This is a genomic window from Desulfuromonas acetexigens (assembly GCF_900111775.1).
Classification (GTDB): Bacteria; Desulfobacterota; Desulfuromonadia; order Desulfuromonadales; family Trichloromonadaceae; genus Trichloromonas; species Trichloromonas acetexigens.
Window position 1 is genome coordinate 288,524 of record NZ_FOJJ01000034.1, and the last position, 20,824, is coordinate 309,347.

General features: G+C 60.4%; 22 protein-coding genes and 1 pseudogene. 10 read left to right on the forward strand and 13 right to left on the reverse strand.

Annotated features, from left to right (window positions below; all coding sequences use genetic code 11):
• Positions 1-133 precede the first annotated feature (133 nt).
• The gene (locus BQ4888_RS12065; RefSeq protein WP_140396654.1) at positions 134-1,987 is read right to left on the reverse strand and encodes a methyl-accepting chemotaxis protein; all 1,854 of its coding nucleotides are present in this window, start codon (positions 1,985-1,987) and stop codon (positions 134-136) included.
• A gap of 291 nt (positions 1,988-2,278) precedes the next feature.
• Positions 2,279-3,328: a phospholipase A gene (locus BQ4888_RS12070; RefSeq protein ID WP_170232849.1), complete on the reverse strand. Its 1,050-nt coding sequence runs from the start codon at positions 3,326-3,328 to the stop codon at positions 2,279-2,281.
• Between the two features lie 209 nt (positions 3,329-3,537).
• On the opposite strand from BQ4888_RS12070, the gene BQ4888_RS12075 reads away from it, so the two are divergent.
• Positions 3,538-4,074 carry a DUF4136 domain-containing protein gene (locus tag BQ4888_RS12075; RefSeq protein ID WP_092057547.1) on the forward strand — a complete coding sequence of 179 codons (537 nt, stop codon included), beginning with the start codon at positions 3,538-3,540 and terminating at the stop codon, positions 4,072-4,074.
• Positions 4,075-4,082: 8 nt separating this feature from the next.
• On the opposite strand, the gene BQ4888_RS12080 is transcribed toward BQ4888_RS12075, so the two are convergent.
• The 3 genes from BQ4888_RS12080 to BQ4888_RS12090 form a co-directional block, all read right to left on the reverse strand.
• Complete coding sequence (locus BQ4888_RS12080) at positions 4,083-4,691, reverse strand: PilZ domain-containing protein (RefSeq protein ID WP_170232850.1); 609 nt, start codon at positions 4,689-4,691, stop codon at positions 4,083-4,085.
• 268 nt (positions 4,692-4,959) lie between these two features.
• Positions 4,960-5,511 carry a Spy/CpxP family protein refolding chaperone gene (locus BQ4888_RS12085; RefSeq protein ID WP_092057510.1) on the reverse strand — a complete coding sequence of 184 codons (552 nt, stop codon included), beginning with the start codon at positions 5,509-5,511 and terminating at the stop codon, positions 4,960-4,962.
• A 77-nt stretch (positions 5,512-5,588) separates the two neighbouring features.
• Positions 5,589-6,215 carry an SH3 domain-containing protein gene (locus BQ4888_RS12090; RefSeq protein WP_170232851.1) on the reverse strand — a complete coding sequence of 209 codons (627 nt, stop codon included), beginning with the start codon at positions 6,213-6,215 and terminating at the stop codon, positions 5,589-5,591.
• Positions 6,216-6,407: 192 nt separating this feature from the next.
• Here BQ4888_RS12090 and BQ4888_RS12095 point away from each other — a divergent pair, with 192 nt between their 5' ends.
• The 3 genes from BQ4888_RS12095 to BQ4888_RS12105 all read left to right on the forward strand — a co-directional run bounded on the left by BQ4888_RS12095 (position 6,408) and on the right by BQ4888_RS12105 (position 10,951).
• A complete protein-coding gene (locus tag BQ4888_RS12095; protein WP_092057512.1) occupies positions 6,408-7,856 on the forward strand; it encodes an ATP-binding protein in 1,449 nt (482 codons plus the stop codon).
• Positions 7,853-8,527, forward strand: coding sequence for a response regulator (locus BQ4888_RS12100; protein WP_092057513.1), 675 nt, complete (start codon positions 7,853-7,855; stop codon positions 8,525-8,527). The genes BQ4888_RS12095 and BQ4888_RS12100 overlap by 4 nt, the downstream gene beginning before the upstream one ends.
• 282 nt (positions 8,528-8,809) lie before the next feature.
• Positions 8,810-10,951 carry a 3'-5' exonuclease gene (locus tag BQ4888_RS12105; RefSeq protein ID WP_092057514.1) on the forward strand — a complete coding sequence of 714 codons (2,142 nt, stop codon included), beginning with the start codon at positions 8,810-8,812 and terminating at the stop codon, positions 10,949-10,951.
• Positions 10,952-11,200: 249 nt separating this feature from the next.
• On the opposite strand, the gene zupT is transcribed toward BQ4888_RS12105, so the two are convergent.
• The 4 genes from zupT to xthA are packed head-to-tail and all read right to left on the reverse strand — an operon-like array spanning position 11,201 to position 13,595.
• Entirely contained in the window at positions 11,201-12,007 is an 807-nt protein-coding gene (gene zupT, locus BQ4888_RS12110) for a zinc transporter ZupT (protein ID WP_092057515.1), read from the reverse strand.
• Positions 11,974-12,429, reverse strand: a complete 456-nt coding sequence (locus BQ4888_RS12115) for a HEPN domain-containing protein (RefSeq protein WP_092057516.1) — start codon at positions 12,427-12,429, stop codon at positions 11,974-11,976. Before BQ4888_RS12115 ends, zupT begins: the two co-directional genes overlap by 34 nt.
• Positions 12,426-12,764, reverse strand: a complete 339-nt coding sequence (locus BQ4888_RS12120; protein ID WP_092057517.1) for a nucleotidyltransferase domain-containing protein — start codon at positions 12,762-12,764, stop codon at positions 12,426-12,428. The genes BQ4888_RS12115 and BQ4888_RS12120 overlap by 4 nt, the downstream gene beginning before the upstream one ends.
• Before the next feature lie 6 nt (positions 12,765-12,770).
• Complete coding sequence (gene xthA / locus BQ4888_RS12125) at positions 12,771-13,595, reverse strand: exodeoxyribonuclease III (protein WP_092057548.1); 825 nt, start codon at positions 13,593-13,595, stop codon at positions 12,771-12,773.
• A 364-nt stretch (positions 13,596-13,959) separates the two neighbouring features.
• Between xthA and BQ4888_RS12130 the strand changes: the two genes are divergently transcribed.
• The 5 genes from BQ4888_RS12130 (at position 13,960) to BQ4888_RS12145 (ending at position 18,239) form a co-directional block, all read left to right on the forward strand.
• A complete protein-coding gene (locus BQ4888_RS12130; protein WP_092057518.1) occupies positions 13,960-14,160 on the forward strand; it encodes a cold-shock protein in 201 nt (66 codons plus the stop codon).
• 123 nt (positions 14,161-14,283) lie between these two features.
• A complete protein-coding gene (locus tag BQ4888_RS17600) occupies positions 14,284-14,442 on the forward strand; it encodes a hypothetical protein (protein ID WP_170232852.1) in 159 nt (52 codons plus the stop codon).
• A 249-nt stretch (positions 14,443-14,691) separates the two neighbouring features.
• Entirely contained in the window at positions 14,692-15,717 is a 1,026-nt protein-coding gene (gene hflK / locus BQ4888_RS12135; RefSeq protein ID WP_092057519.1) for an FtsH protease activity modulator HflK, read from the forward strand.
• A complete protein-coding gene (gene hflC / locus BQ4888_RS12140; RefSeq protein ID WP_092057520.1) occupies positions 15,714-16,643 on the forward strand; it encodes a protease modulator HflC in 930 nt (309 codons plus the stop codon). The genes hflK and hflC overlap by 4 nt, the downstream gene beginning before the upstream one ends.
• Positions 16,644-16,847: 204 nt before the next feature.
• Positions 16,848-18,239, forward strand: coding sequence for an MATE family efflux transporter (locus BQ4888_RS12145; RefSeq protein WP_170232853.1), 1,392 nt, complete (start codon positions 16,848-16,850; stop codon positions 18,237-18,239).
• A 124-nt stretch (positions 18,240-18,363) separates the two neighbouring features.
• On the opposite strand, the pseudogene BQ4888_RS17710 reads toward BQ4888_RS12145, so the two are convergent.
• Together BQ4888_RS17710 and BQ4888_RS12155 are read right to left on the reverse strand one after the other, a co-directional pair.
• Positions 18,364-18,702, reverse strand: a pseudogene (locus BQ4888_RS17710) (HepT-like ribonuclease domain-containing protein).
• Positions 18,699-18,983 (reverse strand): nucleotidyltransferase family protein, encoded by a 285-nt coding sequence (locus tag BQ4888_RS12155; RefSeq protein ID WP_092057522.1) that lies wholly within the window; start codon positions 18,981-18,983, stop codon positions 18,699-18,701. Before BQ4888_RS12155 ends, BQ4888_RS17710 begins: the two are co-directional and overlap by 4 nt.
• A 97-nt stretch (positions 18,984-19,080) precedes the next feature.
• On the opposite strand from BQ4888_RS12155, the gene BQ4888_RS17605 reads away from it, so the two are divergent.
• Positions 19,081-19,245, forward strand: coding sequence for a hypothetical protein (locus BQ4888_RS17605; protein WP_170232854.1), 165 nt, complete (start codon positions 19,081-19,083; stop codon positions 19,243-19,245).
• On the opposite strand, the gene BQ4888_RS12160 is transcribed toward BQ4888_RS17605, so the two are convergent.
• Together BQ4888_RS12160 and BQ4888_RS12165 are read right to left on the reverse strand one after the other, a co-directional pair.
• A complete protein-coding gene (locus BQ4888_RS12160; RefSeq protein WP_092057549.1) occupies positions 19,212-20,393 on the reverse strand; it encodes a Fic family protein in 1,182 nt (393 codons plus the stop codon). The two genes, BQ4888_RS17605 and BQ4888_RS12160, sit on opposite strands and share 34 nt — an antisense overlap.
• A 240-nt stretch (positions 20,394-20,633) precedes the next feature.
• Positions 20,634-20,816, reverse strand: a complete 183-nt coding sequence (locus tag BQ4888_RS12165) for a hypothetical protein (RefSeq protein ID WP_092057523.1) — start codon at positions 20,814-20,816, stop codon at positions 20,634-20,636.
• Positions 20,817-20,824 lie beyond the last annotated feature (8 nt).

Genomic DNA, 20,824 nt, shown 5'->3' on the forward strand with positions numbered 1-20,824 from the left:
GAAAGGGAAAAAACAAGGGGCAAAAGCCGTTGTCTCATTAAGAAACGACGGCCTTTTGCGGCTCTCCTGTCGCCTGCACAAAAGGGTTGACAAGAAACCGGGCCGGTTTTGCAACCGGCCCGGGCTGAGTATTTTAGTATTTACCGAACTCGTGGTCATCCAGGGCGATGAAGTCGTTCCCCTGAAAGTCGTTTTTGGTCTTGCTGGGCGCAGGCGTTTCCCCCCAGCCCGACTCACTGCTGGGAGCCAGGCGCCGTTGGGGTTTGGGCGCTGCCGGAGACGCCGCTGGCCGCTTCGCAGGTGTCGGCGCCTGAGGTTTGACCGCGGCGCCGCGAACCCTGAAACGGCTCAGCATCTCCCGCAGTTGGCTCGCCTGGCTGGCCAGCTCCTCGGCGGCGGCGGCGCTCTCTTCGGCGTTGGCGGTCGCCTGTTGGGTCACTTGATCGATCTGTTCCATGCCGACGCTGACCTGGCTGACGCCGTTGGCCTGTTCGCTGCTGGCGGCGGCGATTTCCGCCACCAGGTCGGAAACCCGGGCGACGCTTACGACGATTTCATCGAGGGCGCTGCTGGTCTGTTTGGCGATGGCGGTGCCGTTGTGGGTTTTTGCCACCGAGCCTTCAATGAGGCCGGCCGTTTCCCGGGCGGCCTTGGCGCTGCGCGCCGCCAGATTGCGGACCTCTTCGGCGACGACGGCAAAGCCCTTGCCGTGCTGTCCGGCTCGTGCCGCTTCCACCGCCGCGTTCAGTGCCAGCAGGTTAGTCTGGAAGGCGATCTCGTCAATAACCTTGATGATTTTGGAGATGTTCTGTCCCGATTCGTTGATCTCCTGCATCGCCGAAACCATCGACTGCATCTGCAGGCTCCCCTTTTCGGCGGCAGCTCGGGCGACACTGGCAAGTTTCTGGGCCTGGGCTGCATTCTCGGCGTTGTGTTTGGTCTGCGAGCCGATTTCCGTCATCGAGCTGGCAACCTCTTCCATGGAGCTGGCCGAGGTCGTCATCCCTTCGGAGAGGTGCTGGCTGCCGTCGGAAACCTCGGAGCTGGCGGAAGCGATCTGTTCGCTGGCGACCTGGATCTGTCCGACCAGATCGTTGAGGTCGTGGCCGAGTCGGTTAAGGGCGCCGCGAATGGCGTCCTGGTTGTCGCGAGGCCGGACCTCGATAGTCAGATCCCCCGCGGCCAGCCGCTTGAGGTTTTCCACCATCTCTTTTTCCAGGTCGTCGGCGAAACTGTCCATGGTCGTCGCCAACTGACCGATTTCATCGCGCCGGTCGAGGCGCAAACGGCTGCCGAGATGTCCATTCGTCATTTCTTTGAGAATGGCTACGACTCGGGCCATGGGGACGGAGAGGTCGCGGGCGGTCAGGAAAGCCAGGAACGTGGCCAGCAGCAGGACGGCGACGACGATAGCGATGAGCAGAGTCAGGGTCTGGGCGAGATCGGCTTCGATATCGTCGAGATAGATGCCGGCGCCGACCAGCCAGCCCCACTGGGGGACAGCCTTGACGAAGGAGAGTTTGGCCACCGGCTCGCTGAAACCAGGCTTGGCCCAATGATATTCGACGAAACCGTCTCCCTTGCTCTTGGCGACTTCGGCCATCTCTACAAAGAGCGCCTTCCCTTCCGGGTCGCGGTTGTCGGAGAGATTTTTCCCTTCCAGTTCGGGGCTGATCGGATGCATGACCATGACCGGGGTCAGGTCGTTGATCCAGAAGTAGTTCTCCCCTTCGAAGCGGGTATGGCGCAAGGCTTCCTTGGCGGCTTTCTGCGCCGCTTCCTTGTCCAGCGCGCCGCTCGCGGCCTGGGCCGCGTAGTGGTCGACCACACCCCAGGCGGTGGCCACGGCGTTGGCGACCATCGCTTCCTTGCCGGCGTGGAGGTCGCTACGCAGCTTTCCGTAGATCCAGGTGATGGCGAGAATGAAGGAGAGGATGATGACGCCGCTCAGAAGAAAGATTTTGGTCGCCAGTTTGAGATTTTTCACGGTGGTCTCCTTGCCGAGGTGGTTTGCGCCGGGTCGGGCCGTGGCGATTTCCGGGGAAGCCAAGAAACCGACAGCGGTTGTCAAAAAAAAGACATCGGCTCTTTGCGTAAGGCCGGGGGAACGGGACTTGGCCGTTCAGGGTTTTCTCTTAGGGGGAATGCACGGCTAGAAGAAGCAACCCTTGTGCCAGATGGCGAATATTTTTAGCTAATGAGTGTTTGCTTGAGGGGCGGGGCGAGTCTGGCTCGCCCCGCGGAGGAGGGATGGTGCAGTCATTTCAGAAGGGGGAGTTCAGTTCCAGTCGGTGAGAATGAAGCCGAGGCCGATGCGATTGGCGTGCTGATCGTAGTCAAGCAGGTTCTCGCCGTAGCCGTTGAAATACTGGACGTAGATGCCGACTTTATCCAGGATCGGGTAGCTCCACTCCAGTTGCACCGAGGTGCGGTTTTCGCTCTGGAAGTTGTTGCGCAGCATCATGCCGAAGCGGTGCTTATCCTTGAGATAATAGGCCTGCAGCTCACCGGGGCCGAGGTAGTCGTCGATGTCGCGGTTGTCGTCGTCGCCGCGGCTTTCGGGGATGCGGTACCAGCCCTTGAGCAGCAACGTGAGCGGACCGCTTTCCAGGCCGACCTGGCCGATCACCCGGTTCCAGCTGCGGGACATGGGCTCGGAGCGGCCGTTGGACTGGTGGTTCAGGGCGGCGGTCAGGGTGCGCAGGCGCAGTCCGCCGAGGTGCAAATTGAGGTTGGCTCGGTAGTTGACCAGCAATTCCGGTTCGTAATTGGTTTCACGGAAAGGAGCGGACTCGTCGACGTTGTAGATCTGCCAGAAGGACTGCTGGGTGTAGCCGAACCAGAGATCGGTGCGACTGCCGAGAATATCCTGCCAGAGCTTGGTCTTGACGCTGATCTGGTACTTGGCCTCGGTCGCCTTGACCTCCTCGACAGTGTAGTCTTCGTCCTTCGGCGGCTCGTAGTAATTGTCGTTGTAGGTCACCGGCATCAGGTAGTTGTCCCGGTGCATCATCAGGGTAAAGTGCCCGCGCGGACGGCTTTCGTCCAGTTCCCAGCGGCGGGTCAGGAGGGAAACGGCTTCGCCCTGGAACGCGGGGGGGGCGACTTCGATCTCGGCCGCGGCCGGGAGGACGGCGAGTTCCGCACCGGGGTCAAGGCCGGGATCGAGATCCGCGCCGGCCAGCCGGTCATAGCAATCGAGGCGTTGGCGGTCGTCCGTCAGGCGTGCGCAGTCTTGCAGATTGGCGGCAAGATCGGCCTGGGCCGGAAGGGGAGACAAACAGAGGCAGAGCGTGGCAAAAAATAGAAATTTCGCGAGAGGGTTCACGGGTGGTCCTTTTGGGTCAGGCGGGCAAGAATGAAAAGACACGAGCGCTCGAATCCTAGCACGCCCCGTTCCGGCGGGGAACAGGGATTTTGCCGAAGCTCGCTCTTCTTTTTGCGGCGAGCGCGCCAGGGGCGCGCAATTCTGGTAAACTTTCGGCCAAGGTTCGATGCTCGACACCCTATAACCCTTGCCGATGAGGAGTTTTTCCGATGAAAAGTTCGCGATGGTTGCCGTTGCTGCTTCTGCTCGTGCTGCTGGCCGCCTGTGCCAAACCAATGAGCGTATCGAGCTCTTTCGACTGGAAAGCCGACTTCGACGGCTACCGCACCTGGTTCTGGGTGGACGGCAAGCCGGCGCTGATGGATGCCCTCCTCGGCGACGACATGACCGATCAGTTCATCCGCCGTGCCGTGACCGAGGAGTTGACCGGCAAGGGGCTCGCGGTCAGGGCTGACGAGCCCGACCTGCTGGTGCGTTACACCACGCGCATCCGTGAAGCGGTCGCGGCGCAGCCCGGAGATCTCGGCTACAGCTATCAATGGCGCTGGATTCGGGAAGGTGTGGGGCGCGGACAGGCAGAATCGGTGGGACGGGGGTTTCTCAATATCGAGTTGATCGACCGCCGTGCCGGCACCCTGGTCTGGCAGGGGACGGTGAGCGGTGGCATCACCGACGAGCGGGACGCCCAGGGGAAAATTCCCAATGCCGTCAAGAAGATTTTCGAACAGTATCCCCCAAAACGCTGAGCAGCGGGTCAGTTTCCCTGGCGCACATGAACCTTCTCGCGCAGCAGGCGGCGCTGTTCAGCCAGGCAGTAGCGGGTGATGTACTCGCGGTCCTCGGGCTGGATGCGGGTGAACTGGAAGGCGGCATGTTCCTCATCGAGGATATTGAGCATACGCACCATACGGGCGTCGCAGAAAATCGTCTGAACCAGGCCCGGCAGTTCGATGGCGAAGGCATATTCGCAGCCCTCGTCTAGGGGTTCGTTGACGGCGAAACGGAGACCGCCAGCGCTGAGGTTGACCCGGCGGGGTTCGACGTCGACCTGGGGACGGGGCGAACCGATCGGCCAAAAACGCAGCAGGATCTGGGTTTCGACCCGAAAATGCTGGCGTTGCTGCACGGGGGGGGAGGAGTCGACAAAGTCCAGACGCAAGCGGCGCGGGTCGAGGATCTCGGCGATACGTGCGCTGATGGTGAAGGCGCCGGCGGGACTGGTGCAATGGACGAAGCAGATGCGACCCGGTTCCAGTTGCGTCACGGGCAGCTTGTGGGGGGGGAAAAAACCTTCAATCAGCGGGAATTCACCGAGGGTGACGCGAGCGTTGAGGGCGAGGGAATCTTCCCCCAGTGGCAGCACGACCCTGACGATCTGCGCTTCGCTAAAACATTTTTGGCAGTGTGGAGGAAACATTCACGACCCGATGGCAAAGCAAATCCAGCTGGCGGATCGACCCACATGGTGATGTCAATTCCCCTCTTCCGCTCGGCAAGATGATTTTGTTCTACATTACCCTCCGTCTTTCTGTCAAACCTTAAGATTCTGCTTTTTTTCAAAATAGCTGCGGCCGGCGGAACAACCGCCGGCCGCGCTCCTCATCAATCAATCTTGAGCAAAACCGCCACAATCAGCGTTTGGGACACCAGGGAGGAAGTTCCCCGCTTCGGCGGGAATAACGCTCTCCGTCCCAGAACCGCCCCTTGCCGCACCGGCCGTCCTTCATCCCCGGCCGCATTTTTTCCGCCAGTTCCCGCTGCTCGGGGGTCAGTTCAGCCTGGATGAGGTTATGGGTGCGCGCCTTGGCGACGCTCAGCTCGGTCTGGATTTCGGCCTTTTTCTGGGCCAGGACGCGGACCGCGGCCTCGTCGAAGCTTTCGGCATTGCTGAGTTTGCGCATTTCGTCGCGGGTTTCCGCCATCTGCGCACGCAGCGGCTCGACCTTTTGCCGTTCCTCGGCGATGATCGCTTGAATCTTGGTCTGCTGCTCTTCGCTCAGATCAAGGGCCTGAGCCATTCTTCCCGGATGCCGGGCCGACCCGCAGTCATCGCAGGAGCGGCAGGGAGCGCCGTCCTTCATCCCTTTGCCCATGCCCGGCTGGGCCAGGGCGCCGCCCAGGCTTCCCGCCAGGGCCAGAGTTGTCATCAGCAGAATGAGCAGGCTTTTCTTCATCGTTTTCATGATTTTTCTCCTTGGTGTGGGGTACGGGACGTACCGTTAATGTTTCCCGTTTCGGGAGCGTATTCGTCGGTTTCGGTTCAGCGCAGGGCGAAGTCGGCCATGATCCAGCCCCGCGCGCCGTTCGGTTGTTCGATGTAATACCATCCCTCCCTGTCGTCGTAAACCGGCAGTCGCTGTCCATGCCCGACCTGACCGGCGATGCCGAAGTGCTGTCCCGGGCCACTGCGGATGTTGAGCAGGGCCGAATTGACGGTGACGTATCGCTGCGCCTTCCCCGCATAGCCGCGGTCCAGCCGATGGCGGGGCTCGTCGACGACCATGTAGCCGCCGGGAACCCGGTTATAGTAGGTGCCGCCGGCCTGATAGTAGTTCGTGCCGCCGGAGAGCACCATCGAAAAGCCGACCGGCAGGCCGGCGACGATGGCGCCGATGGGGGCACGGACCGAGATCAGGCCGGAAGGGTCCGGCCGGAAGAAGCGGCCGTTGCGTTGATAGTAGTCGTGCTTGTCGACCCGGACATGTTCATGGCCACGGTAATGCTTGGCCGGGGCCCGATACGGGGCGTGTTTGACGGCGCGCGGTGCGCGTTCTTCCCACCGTTGGGAACGGTGGTCCCGGCGGTCGGCCAGGGCTTCGGCGGGCAGGGTGGCGGCGCCGAGCAGGCTGCTTATCAGGAGCGTTGCAACATAAGCGGTTTTTTTCATAGCGACCTCCTTTGCGGATGGGGACGGCATTTGTTTCACCGTCCCTCGTGCTTGGGAAGAAAAATAACAACAGATTTTGCACGAAATATGGAAGAAATGAGGAAAGATGCCTGGTGTGGGCGTGACGGTGGTTTTTTTTCGGGCGGCTGTGCTAAAAGAAAATTGCAACAGCGAACCTCGGAGTGTGCCGCCATGCGCCTGAATATCAGATACCGACTCTTTTTCGCCCTGCTCGCGGCCAGCGCCCTGGTCGCCCTGGGGATGCTGCTGATCGTGCAGTGGAGCCTCGACCGGGGTTTTCTGCAGTACGTCAACACCCTGGATACGGAACGGCTGGAGCGCCTCGCCGTTGAACTGGAAGAACGTTACGACGAATCGGGGGATTGGGCTTTTCTGCGGGAGGATCCCGGCAACTTCCATCGGCTGGTCTTGCTGACCGGCCCTGAGCGTGCCTACAGTCCCGAACAGCTGGAGCGCCTGGAGCGGCGGCTGCAGCGGCACCGCGACCGGCCCCAGGGGGGCGGGGAAGGTCGGAGGCTCGACGCGCAGCGTTTTGATCAGCGCCTGGTCCTGCTTGACGGCCAAAAACGTCTTCTGCATGGGCCCGAAAAATTTCCCGGCGGACTCACCTTTCGCGAACTCTACCACCGTCGGCAAATCGTCGGCTATCTCGGCCTGGTGCCGCGCAAGGATCTGGCCGATGCCAACCAGTTGCGCTTTGTCCGTGAGCAGCAGTGGGCGATGCTGCTCATCGCCGCCCTGGCCGTGGTTGTTTCGGCACTTCTCGCCTTCCCTCTGGCCCGGCGCCTGGCGCGACCGATCCATACCCTGGCGACGGCGACGCGCCGGCTGGCGGCGGGCGACTTCACCGTGCGCACCCCGGCCGAGCGGGGGGACGAGCTGGGCCAGCTGGCCCGGGATTTCAATTCCCTGGCCTTGGCCCTGGAGAAGAACGAAGAGGCCCGCCGCCGTTGGGTCGCCGACATCTCCCACGAACTGCGCACGCCCCTGGCCGTTCTGCGTGGCGAGATCGAAGCGCTGCAAGACGGCATCCGTCAGGCCGGGCCGGAAACCTTCGCCTCCCTGCACGGCGAAGTTCTGCGCCTGGGGCGGCTGGTGGAAGACCTCTACCAGCTGGCCCTCTCCGACGTCGGCGCTCTGAGCTATCGCAAAAACTCCGAGTCCTTGGTGGAGTTGCTGGAGCAGACGTTGGCGACGGCGCGGAGCGAATTTGCGCGCAAGGGCATTGCCCTGCGTTTCGAGGCTCACCCCGCCGACGTGACCCTCTTCGCCGACGGCGCCCGGCTGGGCCAACTCTTTGTCAACCTGCTCGATAATTCCCGCAACTACACCGACGCCGGTGGAGAGCTGGTTGTCCGACTGGAAAGGGAAGCCGGCTGGGCTGTGATCCATTTTCAGGACAGCGCCCCCGGAGTGCCCGAGGATGAGCTGGAACGACTCTTCGAACGGCTGTATCGGGTGGAGAGTTCCCGCAACCGCAATAGCGGCGGGGCCGGGTTGGGGCTTTCCATCTGTCGCAATATCGTCGAAGCCCACGGCGGAACGATCTCCGCCCAAGCCTCGCCACTGGGCGGGGTGTGGATCACGGTTCGATTGCCCTTGGAGGAGGTTGCGCAATGAGCGGCACGATCATGATCATTGAAGATGAGCCTAAACTGGCCGAACTGCTTGCCGACTATCTGCGTCAGTCCGGTTTTGAGGTCCGCCTGGTGGCAGACGGGATGGCGGCGGTTCCCGCCATTCACGAACAAAAGCCTGACCTGGTGTTGCTCGATCTGATGTTGCCGGGGAAAGACGGCATGGAGATCTGCAAGGAGGTGCGGCGCTTTTCCAGCGTGCCGATCATCATGGTCACCGCCCGGGTCGAAGAGATCGACCGCCTGCTCGGCCTCGAATTCGGCGCCGACGATTACATCTGCAAGCCTTACAGCCCGCGCGAGGTGGTGGCCCGGGTCAAGGCGGTCCTTCGTCGCGGGGGGACGGCCGCCGAGAATAACCACGGCCTGGTGCTGGACGAGGCCCGCTACAGTGCCAATCTGCATGGCGTCGAGCTTGATCTGACCGCCGTCGAATTCAAGCTGCTCGCCATCCTCTTCGCCAGCCCGGGGCGGATCTTCTCCCGCGATCAGCTCATGGACCGCATCTACTCCGACGAGCGCATTGTTAGCGAGCGCACCATCGACAGTCATATCAAGAAGTTGCGCAAGAAACTGAGCCTCGCCGCTGCCGACGAGGAACTGATCCATTCGGTCTACGGCGTGGGCTATAAATACGAGCTGCCCGAGCGCTGACGCTATCAGGCTGATGAAAAACTCCCATCTGCGGCGTTGTCCTCATCCCTCGTCAACGACGTACCTTTCAGGTACGCCTTATTCCTCAGGATTTCGTCCGCCTTGCATCTGAGTATTTTTGATCAGCCTTGGCAAGCGAGTGTTTCAAAGGCCCGCTAACCGTTCGATTTCGAAGGATTGCAAACGGCGTTATTTTTTTCGAGCAAAGTTCTGGACGGCCCCGCCCCGGATTGCGTACAATAAGAAACTCCTTATCCTGTGCCTCCCTGATTTCGGGCGTTTATGAAACCTCAGTACCGTTACTGGATCTTCCTCTTCGCCATCGCCAATGTCATCTTTGGCGTGATCTGGGCCGCGCTCTTCGGTGCCTGGTTTTCCCTGGCGCCCGACGAGCAGGCCTATATCAAAGGGTTGCTCGACAAAATCCTCCCCTTCCCCATGCTCGGCTCGGTCATTCTGGTCACCGCCATCGGCGGACTGGTCAGTATGCTCTTCTACTACTACGTCATCCCCATTCTGCAACTGGCCGAAAAAACCCGGCTGATGGCCACGGCCAATCCTGATTACCGGATTTTCCCCCGCGGCGCCCGCGAGGTCGTTTACCTGACCGGTATCATCAACGATTACGCCGACGCCTTCCAGAAGCTCAAGACCGAAGTCGACGTCCGTATTCACGAGGCCCAGGCCCAGGTCGACGAAGAACGCAACCGCCTGGCGGCGCTCATGTCCGAACTCCCCAGCGGAGTGCTGGTCTGCAATACCGAGGGGTTGATCCTGCTCTACAACCAGCAGGCCCAGAACCTGCTCCAGCCGGAAAACGGCCAAGGGGGCGCCGGCATCATCGGCCTGGGGCGCTCGGTTTTCGGCCTGTTGCGGCGCGAACCGCTGATGCACGCCTTCGAGCGCCTGCGCCAGTCGCTGCACCAGGAGCAGACCCTGTCGACCCTCGGCTTCATGCTGACCCGCCCCGACGGCGCCTGCCTGCGCCTCAATATGGCCCTGGTCCTCGGGCAGAAAGTCGAAGAGCAGGAGATTTCCGGATTCGTCCTGACTTTGGAGGACATGACCCCGCAGATCGAGGCGGATAACCGCCGCGACCGGCTGATTCAGACCATGGCTGATTCCTTTCAGGACGGGATCGCCGACATCCGCCGGTCGATCTCCACCATTCTCGCCCGGCCCGAACTCAAGCCCCACCAGTTGCAGCGCTACCGGCGGGTGATCGACCGGTCGTCCCTGGCCCTGCAGCAGAATCTCGATCAGGTCCGCGAGCACTATACCCATCACCGCCATTCCTTGAGCAAGGTCGAGGATATCCTCGCCGAGAACCTCATGGAGATTCTGCGCAAGACCCTCTTCGACCGTTTCGGCGCCGAGTTGCAGGGAGAGGCGCAGGACGGCCTTTGGCTGCGCCTCGACAGCTATTCTTTAGTGCAGGCCCTGGCCCATCTGGCCGGGCTGCTCAAGGGACAGAAGCTCTTCGGCGCCTTCCTGGTGACCCTGCGGCAAACCTCTTCGACGAAGGCCTCCATGACCATCGGCTGGCCCGATTACTGTCTCGACTACCAGTTCATCGCCGACTGGGTGGCGTCGCCGGTGATCGTCGAAAGCGAGGGGCAGGCCCTCAGCTTCAGCGATCTGGTCAGCAGCTTCGGCGGCGCCGTCTTCATCGAGTCGGCAGGGGGTAAGGCCTGCCACGAGGTCCGGATCGAGCTGCCCCTCGCTTCCCCCTCGGCGCACGAAGAACTGCCTTCGCCGCACAAACCGCGCCCGGTTTACTACGAATTCGATCTCTTCAACCGGCCGGGGATGGACGACCTTGGCAAGCGGCCCCTGCGCAAGCTCACCTACGTCGTTTTCGACACGGAGACGACCGGCCTCAATCCCTCGCAGGGGGATGAAATCATCCAACTCGGCGCTATCCGCATCATCAATGGCCGCTTACTTTACGATGAAATCATCGACCAACTCGTCGATCCCCGCCGCAGCGTCCCCCCCGAGTCGGTGGCTATCCACGGCATCGATCCGTCCCGCCTGGTCGGCCAACCGACCATCGAAAAGGTGCTCCCCCATTTCCACAAATTCGCCGAAGGGGCGGTACTGGTCGCCCACAACGCCGCCTTCGACATGCGTTTTCTGGAACTCAACGAACGCCGCACCGGCCTGCGCTTCGACAATCCGGTCCTCGACACCCTGCTCCTTTCCTCGGTGGTTCGCCCCAACCAGAAGGATCATTCGATCGACGCCATCGCCGAAATGCTCAACCTCACCATCCACGGCCGTCACACCGCCCTCGGCGACGCCGTCGCCACCGCCGAGGTGCTGCTCAAACTCATCCCCCTGCTCGAAGCCAACAACATCTTCACCCTCGAAGACGCTCTCAAGGCCTCGGCCCAATCCCCTTTCGCCAAAATGGCCTTCTGATCGGCTTCGGTCGAAGTCCGCAAAAAAGAGGACGCGATGCGTCCCTTTCGGAACCTTTCGCGTCCTCTGCGGTTTTGGATTTTTTTTGTGGGAATGCTTCCTGTTCGATGAAAAACCCCCGATGTTCAGGCTGAGCAAAAATGCCCAGGTGCAAGGCGCCCGAAATGCGAGGAGCGAGGCGTACCGGTAGGTAGGTCGCAGCGACGAGGATGAGGGCAACGCCGCGGACGGGCGTTTTTTCTCAGCCTGCTACATGAAGAGCAACAGGCTCACCGCCATCACCAGCATCCCCAGCACCAGGCCATAGATCGAGAGGTGATGTTCGCCGTATTTCTGTGCCGAAGGGAGGAGTTCGTCGAGGGAGATGAAGACCATGATGCCGGCGACCATGGCGAAAAGCAGGCCGAAGACCATCTCGTCGAAAAAGCGGTAGAGCAGCACATAGCCGACGAGGGCGCCGACCGGTTCGGAGAGACCGGAGAGGAAGGAGTAGCAGAAGGCTTTGCGTTTGCTGCCGGTGGCGTAATAGATGGGGACCGAGACGGAGATGCCCTCAGGGATGTTGTGGATGGCCACGGCCACGGCGATGGAGATGCCCACCGTCGGGTCGGCCAGGGCGGCGGCGAAGGTCGCCAATCCCTCGGGAAAGTTGTGGATGCCGATGGCAAGCGCGGTGAACATTCCCATGCGCAGCAGTTTGCGTTCACGCTCGCTCGGGCGCTCGGCCATCTCTTCGACCCCTTTGATTTCGTGGGGGTTCTCGATGGAGGGAATGAGCTTGTCGATGAGGCCGATGAGGAGGATGCCGAAGAAAAAAGCCGCCACCGTCAGCCAGGCCCCGGTGCGCTCGCCGCAGGCGGCTTCCAGGGCGATGCGGGCCTTGGCGAGAATCTCGACCAGCGAGACGTAGATCATCACCCCGGCGGAAAAACCGAGGCTGATGGAGAGAAAGCGGGTGTTGGTCTGCTTGGCGAAAAAGGCAATGGCGCTCCCCACGCCGGTAGAAAGCCCGGCGAAGAGGGTCAGGCCAAAGGCGAAGAGAACATTTTCCGGCACGGGGGAACCTCGGGGAAAATCATGGTTGCTCGTTTTTGAGCGATTGGGTCATGCGGGCGTGAAATTTCTGGGCATAGGCGAAGAATTTCTTTGCATCGTCGAGAGAGGGTTTGCCGTTCGGCAAGAGCCCCAGTTCCCCCGGGATAACGGGCTTCGATATAAAGCCCGTCCAGGGTCTTGATCAGAACCAAGTCGTAGTCCTGACGGAACTTTTCCGGCAAGAGCGCGAAAAGGGTTTGCAGTTTGTGAACTTTCGGGAATTCGATGCGGGTTTCTTCCAGTACGGCTTTCAGCGTTTTTTCCATGGCCTGTTGCGCATGGAAGGCGACGATCCCGGTCAGGTTGTCATTGTCGATAATCGAGGCAATCGTCTCCAAGTCTAAGCTCGCCGCCGCCAGCCACTCTCCGGTAATCTCCCTCATGAGAGCAGTACCCCGTCGCGCAAGATTTTCCGACTGAACATGCTGTCTATTTCAACGAACCTTTTATGCATCGGCCGGGTGTGGACGATCAGATCGATGGGGGTTTGTTCCTGGAGATCATCCAATACACTGCTCGTTTCGATAAAGAGACGGTTTTTTTCCTGCCAGTTGGCGGGGACAAAGTCGTCCCTGGTCACCACATACAGGTCGATATCACTATCCGGAGTCGGATCCCCCCAGGCGTAACTGCCGAAGAGGATGATCTTTTCCGGATTCAGCGGAGCCAGTCGCGCAACGATCTCGCGTTTGAGTTGTTCGATGTCGGCGGTTTTCATCCATCCTCACAAATCGGCGATGTCGATCTCGGCCCAGACCGGACAGTGGTCCGAGGGCTTGTCCATGGCGCGGATGTCGTAGTCGATGCCGGTGGCGCGACAGCGTTCCATCAGGGGGCGGGTGAGCAGGATGTGGTCGATGCGCAGCCCCCGTTTCGGCTCGCTTTCGAAACCCCGACTGCGGTAGTCGAACCAGCTGAAACGGTCCTCGACCGCCGGGTTTTGCTCGCGGAAACTGTCGTGCAGACCCCAGTCAAGCAGGGCCTGAAGCCATTCCCGCTCTTCCGGCAGGAAGCTGGTCTTGCCGGTGCGCAGCCAGCGTTTCGCGTTTTCCTCGCCGATGCCAATATCCGAGTCGACTGGGGCGATGTTGAAATCGCCCATGATCGCCAGGGGTTGATCGGGGCGGCAATGGTCGCGCAGGTAGGCGAGCAGGTCAGCGTAGAATTTTCGCTTGGCGGGGAACTTGAGGGGATGTGCGCGGCTCTCACCCTGGGGGAAGTAGCCGTTGACGACTCGCAGGATTGCGCCCGAGGAAAGGGCGAAGTCCCCGCCGATAAAGCGTTTCTGCGCCTCGTCGCCGTCGTCGGGCAGGCCGCGCTGGACCTGCTGCGGCTCATCAAGCGAGAGTAGGGCCACACCGTAGTGGGTCTTCTGTCCTTGGTAGGCCGCCCGATAGCCGAGCTGCTCGATGGCCGCCAGCGGGAAGTCGGCATCCTGAACCTTGGTTTCCTGCAGGCCGAGGATGGCGGGATGGTGCCGCTCGATCACCGCTTCGAGTTGATGCAGGCGGGAGCGCAGACCGTTGACGTTAAAAGAGATCAGTTTCATGGCGTCAGAATAGAGCAGAAACGGATCAAGGACAACCGGGATTTTTGGGATCGCAAGGGGGCGGCCTCTTTTCGTCATGATATTCATTCCGATTAGTGTACGCAAATTTCAAGGAGAAGATTTTGCCGGACCGTTTAAAAATCCCTTCCGGCACATAAAATATTTAAAAGCTTGCTTTTCGCAAGTCACCCGTGGTAGTGTCCTTTTACTTAAGCAAGTTTGTGTGGATTTTTGACGCTCACCGGATGAACAAGGTGTTGGTCCGGACCAAAAACACAGGCCCTCTTGGGCGTGTGTTTTTTCCTTTTATGGGTAGTTGAAGTTCGCACGACAAAAAGTTCCCAAGGGGAACGTGGAGAAAAAAATGGCTGAAGGCACCGTGAAGTGGTTTAACGACGCAAAAGGTTTTGGTTTTATCGAGCAGGACAATGGGCCCGACGTATTCGTCCATTTTTCTGAAATTCAAGGGGATGGTTTCAAATCCCTCGCCGAAGGTGATCGCGTAAGTTTCGCGGTGACCCAAGGTCAAAAAGGCCCCCAGTCGGCCAATGTGCGCAGAATTTAAGCAGGATTTTGCATAGCATGAAAAAGAACCCCGCGAGTTTTCGCGGGGTTCTTTGTTTCAGCGGTCTCATTTCCACCCTGCCCGCATCTAGCGTTCGACAACCCCGAAAGGACAATCCCCAGGATGGCCAGAAAACCTAATTACGGTTACGAAAAACGCCAGAAGGAAATCGCCAAGAAGGCGAAAAAAGAAGAAAAGAAAAAGAACAAACAAGAGGCCCAGGAAATCCCTTCCGAGGAGATCCCGCCCGAAGAACCCGCCGAACTGGGGGGAGCCCTGTAGTTTCCCGCTTCACGCCCTTCTCTCCGACCATCCCACGACGTCCCCATACCCTTTCTCGCTCCGAGCGCGTTGAGGGTCGTTGGCATTTTTCCGTTTCGCTCATCCCCCATCCCCTTCTTCAGGTTTTACCGTCCCGTTTATTGCGAGTGATCCGATTTCGCTCTGTCCTCAAAGGCGGGTATGGTAAGTTTTCCTTTGAATGTTCCCAGGCGACGAGGCTCGCTTCTCGCCGCAACCGACGGAGGATCCATGCAGAACTGGCAAGGTGGAGGAGATCCCGATCTCCTCGAACGCAAGATCAACGAATTCATCGCCCGCTTTAAAGGTCAGAAGCCGCCACTGAAAATGCTTGCCGGCATCGTTCTCGCGCTGTTGCTGGTTTTCGGCGCCGGCAGCAGTTTCTATCAGGTCGGCACTGAGGAGACTGGAGTAGTCCTGCGTTTCGGGCATTTTAACGGATTCGCCCAGCCTGGATTGCATTTCAAAATCCCCTTTGGTATCGATTCCGTCTATCTGGTCAAGACCGGAAGGGTCATGAAGGAAGAATTCGGTTTTCGCACCGTTCAGCCCGGGGCGCGCTCGACCTATACCAAGGAAGGGCTGAACGAGGAGGCGCTGACCCTCACCGGCGATCTCAACGTCAGCGACCTGGAGTGGATCGTCCAGTATCAGATCGCCGACGCCTTCAAGTATCTCTTCCGGATAAAAGATCCCCAATCGACCATTCGCGACGTCGCCGAGGCGGCGGTGCGCAAGGCTGTGGGCAATTCCAACGTCACCGAGGTGCTCACCACCGAGCGGGCCCTGCTCGCCACCGCCATCGAAAAGGACTTGCAGGCGATTCTCAATTCCTACGACATCGGCGTGCGCATCGTTACCGTCAAGTTCCAGGACGTTAATCCCCCCGAGTCGGTCAAAGCGGCTTTCAACGAAGTCAACGAGGCCGAGCAGGAAAAGGAAAGCCTGATCTTCCAGGCCCGCGAGCAGTATAACCGCGAAGTGCCCAAGGCAAGCGGGGTGGCCAAGAGCGCCATCCTCGAAGCCGAAGGCTACGCCCTCGAACGGATCAATCAGGCCAAGGGGGAGGCCGGCCGCTTTCTCGCCCTGCACACCGAATACCGCAAGGCCCCGGAAGTGACCCGCGAACGGCTCTACCTCGAAACCCTCGAAACCATCCTGCCCCGCCTGGAGGAGATCTACATCATGGACCAAAAGGGTTCCGGCGCACTGCCGCTGCTCCCCTTGCGGAGCCCGAAGGAGGGGGACAAAGGATGAAAAGCCAACTTCTTGTCGCCATCGCCGTTATGCTTCTGCTGCTTGGGCAATCCGTTCTCTTTGTTGTCGAGGAGGGGGAGCAGGCGATCGTTACCCAGTTCGGCAAGCCGGTCGATGAGGTGAAGTATGCCGGTTTGCATGTCAAAATCCCGCTGATCCAGGAAGTGCGCCGCTTCGACCGCCGGATTCTCAAATGGGACGGCGATCCCAACCAGATTCCCACGAAAGACAAGCGCTACATCTGGGTGGACGCCACGGCCCGCTGGCGGATCGTCGATCCGCTGCTCTTCTATACGACCGTGGCTACCGAGTTGGGGGCGAGCAGCCGCCTGGACGACATTCTCGACTCGGTCGTGCGCGACGCCGTTTCCAGCCACCTGCTGGTGGAACTGGTGCGCGGCAAGGATTATCAGCCGCCGGCGGGGACGGTCGAAGTCCTCGATTTCGAGGGGCAGAAAATCGTCGCTGAAAATCTGACGGGACGCGAGGAAATTCTCGCCGACATCCTCACCGAGGCGCGCAAGAACATCCCCGAATACGGCATCGAGATGATCGACTTGCAGATCAAGCGGATCAACTACGTCGAGCAGGTGCGGTTGCGGGTTTACGAGCGGATGATTTCCGAGCGGAAAAAGGTCGCGTCCCAGTTCCGCTCCGAAGGGGAAGGGGAGAAAGCCAATATCCTCGGCCAGATGCAGAAGGAGCTCAAGCGCATCGAATCCGACGCCTACCGCGAGTCGGTGCAGATTCGCGGCCGCGCCGACGCCGAAGCCGCCGCCATCTATGCCGAAGCCTATGGCCGCGATCCGGAATTCTACGCCTTCGTGCGAACCCTCGAATCGTACCGCAAGGCGCTCAAGGAAAATTCCAAGCTGGTCATCTCCACCGATTCGGATTTTTACCGTTTTCTGCAAAAACCCCGCTAGAAGGGGTATCAGTGCTATAAAAAAGGAGGGAAGGACCGCGCCGGTTCTTCTCTCCTTTTGCGGTTTGGAGGGGAAAGGCTTTCACCTTTCATTCGCCTCGCTCTCCGGAGGTTGCCGAAGTCGCAGGGCCGTAAGGGCGCAGCATGCTGCGCCCCTGCATTTAAATGTCCCCCAAGTTACAATGTTTCTATGGAAAAACAGCCCATGACGGAATCGTTGACCTTATCTTCACCCCGAAGCGCGCGCCCCGGCGGCCTGCGGGAGATGCTTGCCGTCGCCCTGCCGATGGTCGCTTCCCAGGCCTGCGAGACGGCGATGATGTTTGTCGACCGGCTCTTTCTCTCTCGGCTCGGTACGGCGGATATGAGCGCCTCCATGGCCGGTGGGCTGACCGCTTTCATGATGATGACCTTCTTCATCGGCCTGATCGGTTACGCCACCGCCCTGGTCGCCCAGTATCTCGGCGCCGGACGCAAGGAGTATTGCCCCCGGGTCATCACCCAGGCGCTGCTGCTGGCCCTCGCCGCCTATCCCCTGATTCTCGCCGCCCGGCCCCTGGCCCATGGGCTCTTCGCCGCCTCTGGCATTCCGCCGGCGCAGCTCGAACCGCAGCAAGCCTACTTCGACATCCTCCTCTACGGCGCCCTGCTCACCCTGCTGCGGACCGCCCTGGCCGGTTTCTTTTCTGGCATCGGCCGCACCCGGGTGATCATGATCTCGACCCTGGTCGCCATGGTCGTCAACATCGCCGCCAACTACGTCCTCATCTTCGGGCACCTGGGCTTTCCCGCCCTCGGTATTCGCGGAGCCGCCCTCGGCACCTTGCTCGCCGGCTTTTGCGCCCTGCTGGTTTTGGCCGGGGCCTATTGGGGGCGCTCCATCCGCCGGGAGTTCGCCGTCGGCGCGGCCTTGCGCTTTGACCGGGAAATTCTCGGCAAGCTGCTGCGTTACGGCTATCCGGCGGGGATCGAGCTCTTTCTCAACCTGATCGCCTTCACGCTGATGATCCTTCTCTTCCATGGCCACTCCCCGGCCACCGCCTCGGCGGTGACCATTGTCTTCAACTGGGACATGGTCTCCTTCGTGCCGCTGCTCGGCATCCAGATCGGCGTGGTCAGCCTGGTCGGCCGCCACCTCGGCGCCGGGCGGCCCGACATCGCCCAGCGGGCGGCCCGCTCGGGGCTGAAGATGGCACTGACTTACTCTTCGTTGATCCTCATTCTCTTCGTCGCCTTCCCCGCGCAACTCGTCGGATTCTTCGCCCCCGTTGCCGCCGACGCCGTCTATGCCGAAGCGGCCCCCCTGGCCACCGTCATGCTGCGCCTGGCCGCCTTCTATGTCCTCGCCGATGCCTTGATGGTCGTCTTCAGCGGCGTCCTGCGTGGCGCCGGCGACACCTTCTGGGCCATGTGCATCTCCGTCGCCATGCACTGGCTGCTCCTCCCCGCCCTCTACCTCGCGCTGAAAGTCTTCCACCTCCCCCCGCAAACCGCCTGGCTCGCCCTCATCTTTCTCTTCCTCTCCTTCAGCGCCGTCTTCTACCTGCGCTACCGCGCCGGGCACTGGAAAAGGCTACGGGTGGTGGGGGACAGTTAGCCCTTCCCAAAACAAAACGGCCCCGGAGGGGGATCTCCGGGGCCGCGTCAACGGTGCGGGCTCTTTTTGGATTCGGACGGTGACAAATTGTCACCGATTCGAATACTTGTTGCTTGACCACTCTTCAGGCGGCCGCCATCCTTTCGAGAACTTTTTTCAAGGAGGGCAATTCGTTTTCGATCACCAGCCAGATCAGTTTCAAATCCAGGCCGAGATAGTCATGGACCAGGATATTGCGAAAGCCCGACATTGCTCGCCAGTCGATTTCCGGGCGGGTTTTTTTGTATTCGTCGCTGAGTCGTTGACTCGATTCCGCCAGGGTTTGCAGGTTTCTGACCACGGCATCCCGCGCCAGTTCCGAGGCGAAAAAATCGTTTCGTCAACCGGGCAGGTAGCGCTCGATCCGGTCGATGCATTCGAGCATGTACTCGATGAGCACCACGTCCCGTTCCTCCCCTTTCATAGGTCCACCGCCTGTTCAAGCACTTTATCGCGAATGCGGGGATGCAGCGCCGCCGGCGTGACCACGTCGACCCGGCGGCCGAGACGCTCCTGAAGATCCATCAACAGCCCGCCCAGGGCCAGGGCCGAACGCCCTTCCTCAAGGTCGACCAGCAGGTCGATGTCGCTTTGCGGCCCCCCTTCGCCCCGGGCCAGCGAGCCGAACAGGCGCACCCGCACGGCGCCCCGGTCGGCCGCCAGCTTTTTGATCGTGTCCCGGTGTTTTTCGATGAACGGGTCCATGCTTGCTCCCAGGGTGGTTTAGAATTTCAAGATCGTCCGGCACCAACGCCGAAAGCTCTTTTCGCGGATCAAAATAAGGCTTTACGAGGAGGGCCGCTTGTTCCAGCGCTCAGCTCCGGTCGTAAGCCGTGCCGCGGTGCCCGACCATCAGCACCAGCAGCAGAATTATTCGGCCCTGGATTTCGCCGATCAGCCGGTAGTCGCCGACCCGGTTGGCAAGGGGACGGCTTATTCCTCGTTCGCCTCCACCCCCTCGGGGTAGAGGCGGGGAAAATAGTATCCCGCCACCCGCGCGGGGAAGGCGAGGCGCACGGGGCCTTTTTCCGTTTCCGCTCTGAGCAGGTTTTGTTCCAGCAGCTCCTTGAGGATACGTCGGGCCGAACGCTCCGGCCGGCCGGTAACGCGGGCGGCTTCTCCACGAGGAATCTTGCCGCGCAATAAGGCCTCGCGCAGCAGGAAGCCTGCTTCCGGCTGGAGTTTGCCGATCCCGGCCTGGCGGTCCACATAACCGACGATGCGCCGTTGCAGGCCGTCGAGTTCAAGCAGGTTGGACATGAACCGAATCTGGTCAAGGGAGATTTGCAGAAAGAAGGTGCAAAAATCGAGAAGCCCCCGGTTCGATAAATTGCCGCGACCGTCCAGGTCATCCTGTCGGTGTGTGTCGGCTCCGGCCAGCGCCGCCAGGTAGGCGGCGTGATTGCGGGCCAACCCTCGGGAAACGATCCACAGCCCGTGGCCGTCGATACGCGCTTTAACCAGATAGGCATGAGTGATCAGGCGCGTGACGCGCCCGTTGCCGTCCAGAAAAGGATGAATCCAGGCGAGCCGATGATGCGAGGCCGCCGCCGTTACCACCCGGTCCACGGTGTTTAGCGCCGGATTTGCGTAAACGGCCTGGAAGCGCGCCAGAAATTCCGGCAAGGAACGAAAAGCCGGAGCGACGTGTCGGCCAACCGATACCTCGACCTGACGAAACTCTCCCGGCGCGACGACTTTATCCTCGCCCGCCGGGGTTCGCACCTGACGAAATTCTTCGGGTAGACGAGCGTAAAACTCCCGGTGAACCCAACGCAAAAAATCCATTGCGCAAATGTCCAAATCCGGTTGTTCCGCCAGCCGTTTTTCGATGAGGCGCTGCACTTCCACATGGGCCGCGCTTTCCATCTGCAAGGCTCGCTTGGCGCTGTCATGCGAGAAGTCCTTGGCCAGGGCGCGTTCAATGTCGATGGGGTGCGTGTTATGGCCTTCAATGAGGTTGGAGTAGTAGCTGTTCATCGAGCGAACCAATTCCGCCACGGCCCGGCGAGAAACCGGGTGCAGGGATGCGCTCAAGGCGGCCGACTGGCGAATGACCTCGATTGCCAGTTCGGTCAGGCCGGCATCCTGAGCCGCCGGAAACATGGGTTCCATTTGGGTTGCCCGGTTGTATAGGGTTGCTTCCGCCATTGAGTCCTCCCTTCCCCTGTTGGCAACAGCATACCCGACTTTTTCTCTTCCGGCCAGCAAATGGCCGATTGTCATGCCGTTATGTCAAATAGATTAAATCGATATTTCAGGCGGATATGTTGTTTTTTTCAGAAGACATGGGGTGTTTTGGCCGATTTCTTGGCCGATGTGGCGGCGCGTCTTTGGGGGTTGGTTTCGACGGAATTACTTGTTGGGTTCCGCGTCGGCGGTCGGGCAAGCCGGGCAAGCGTTCATCTTCTCGAACAGCTCGATCTGCTCGGCCATCGACAGCTTCTTTTTGCAGCCGGTGCGCAGGCAAAGGCGGCAACGGTCGTCCGAGCACCATTGGCACATCTTGCAGTCGGGGCAGGGGTGTTTTTTGTCCATGGCGCGCT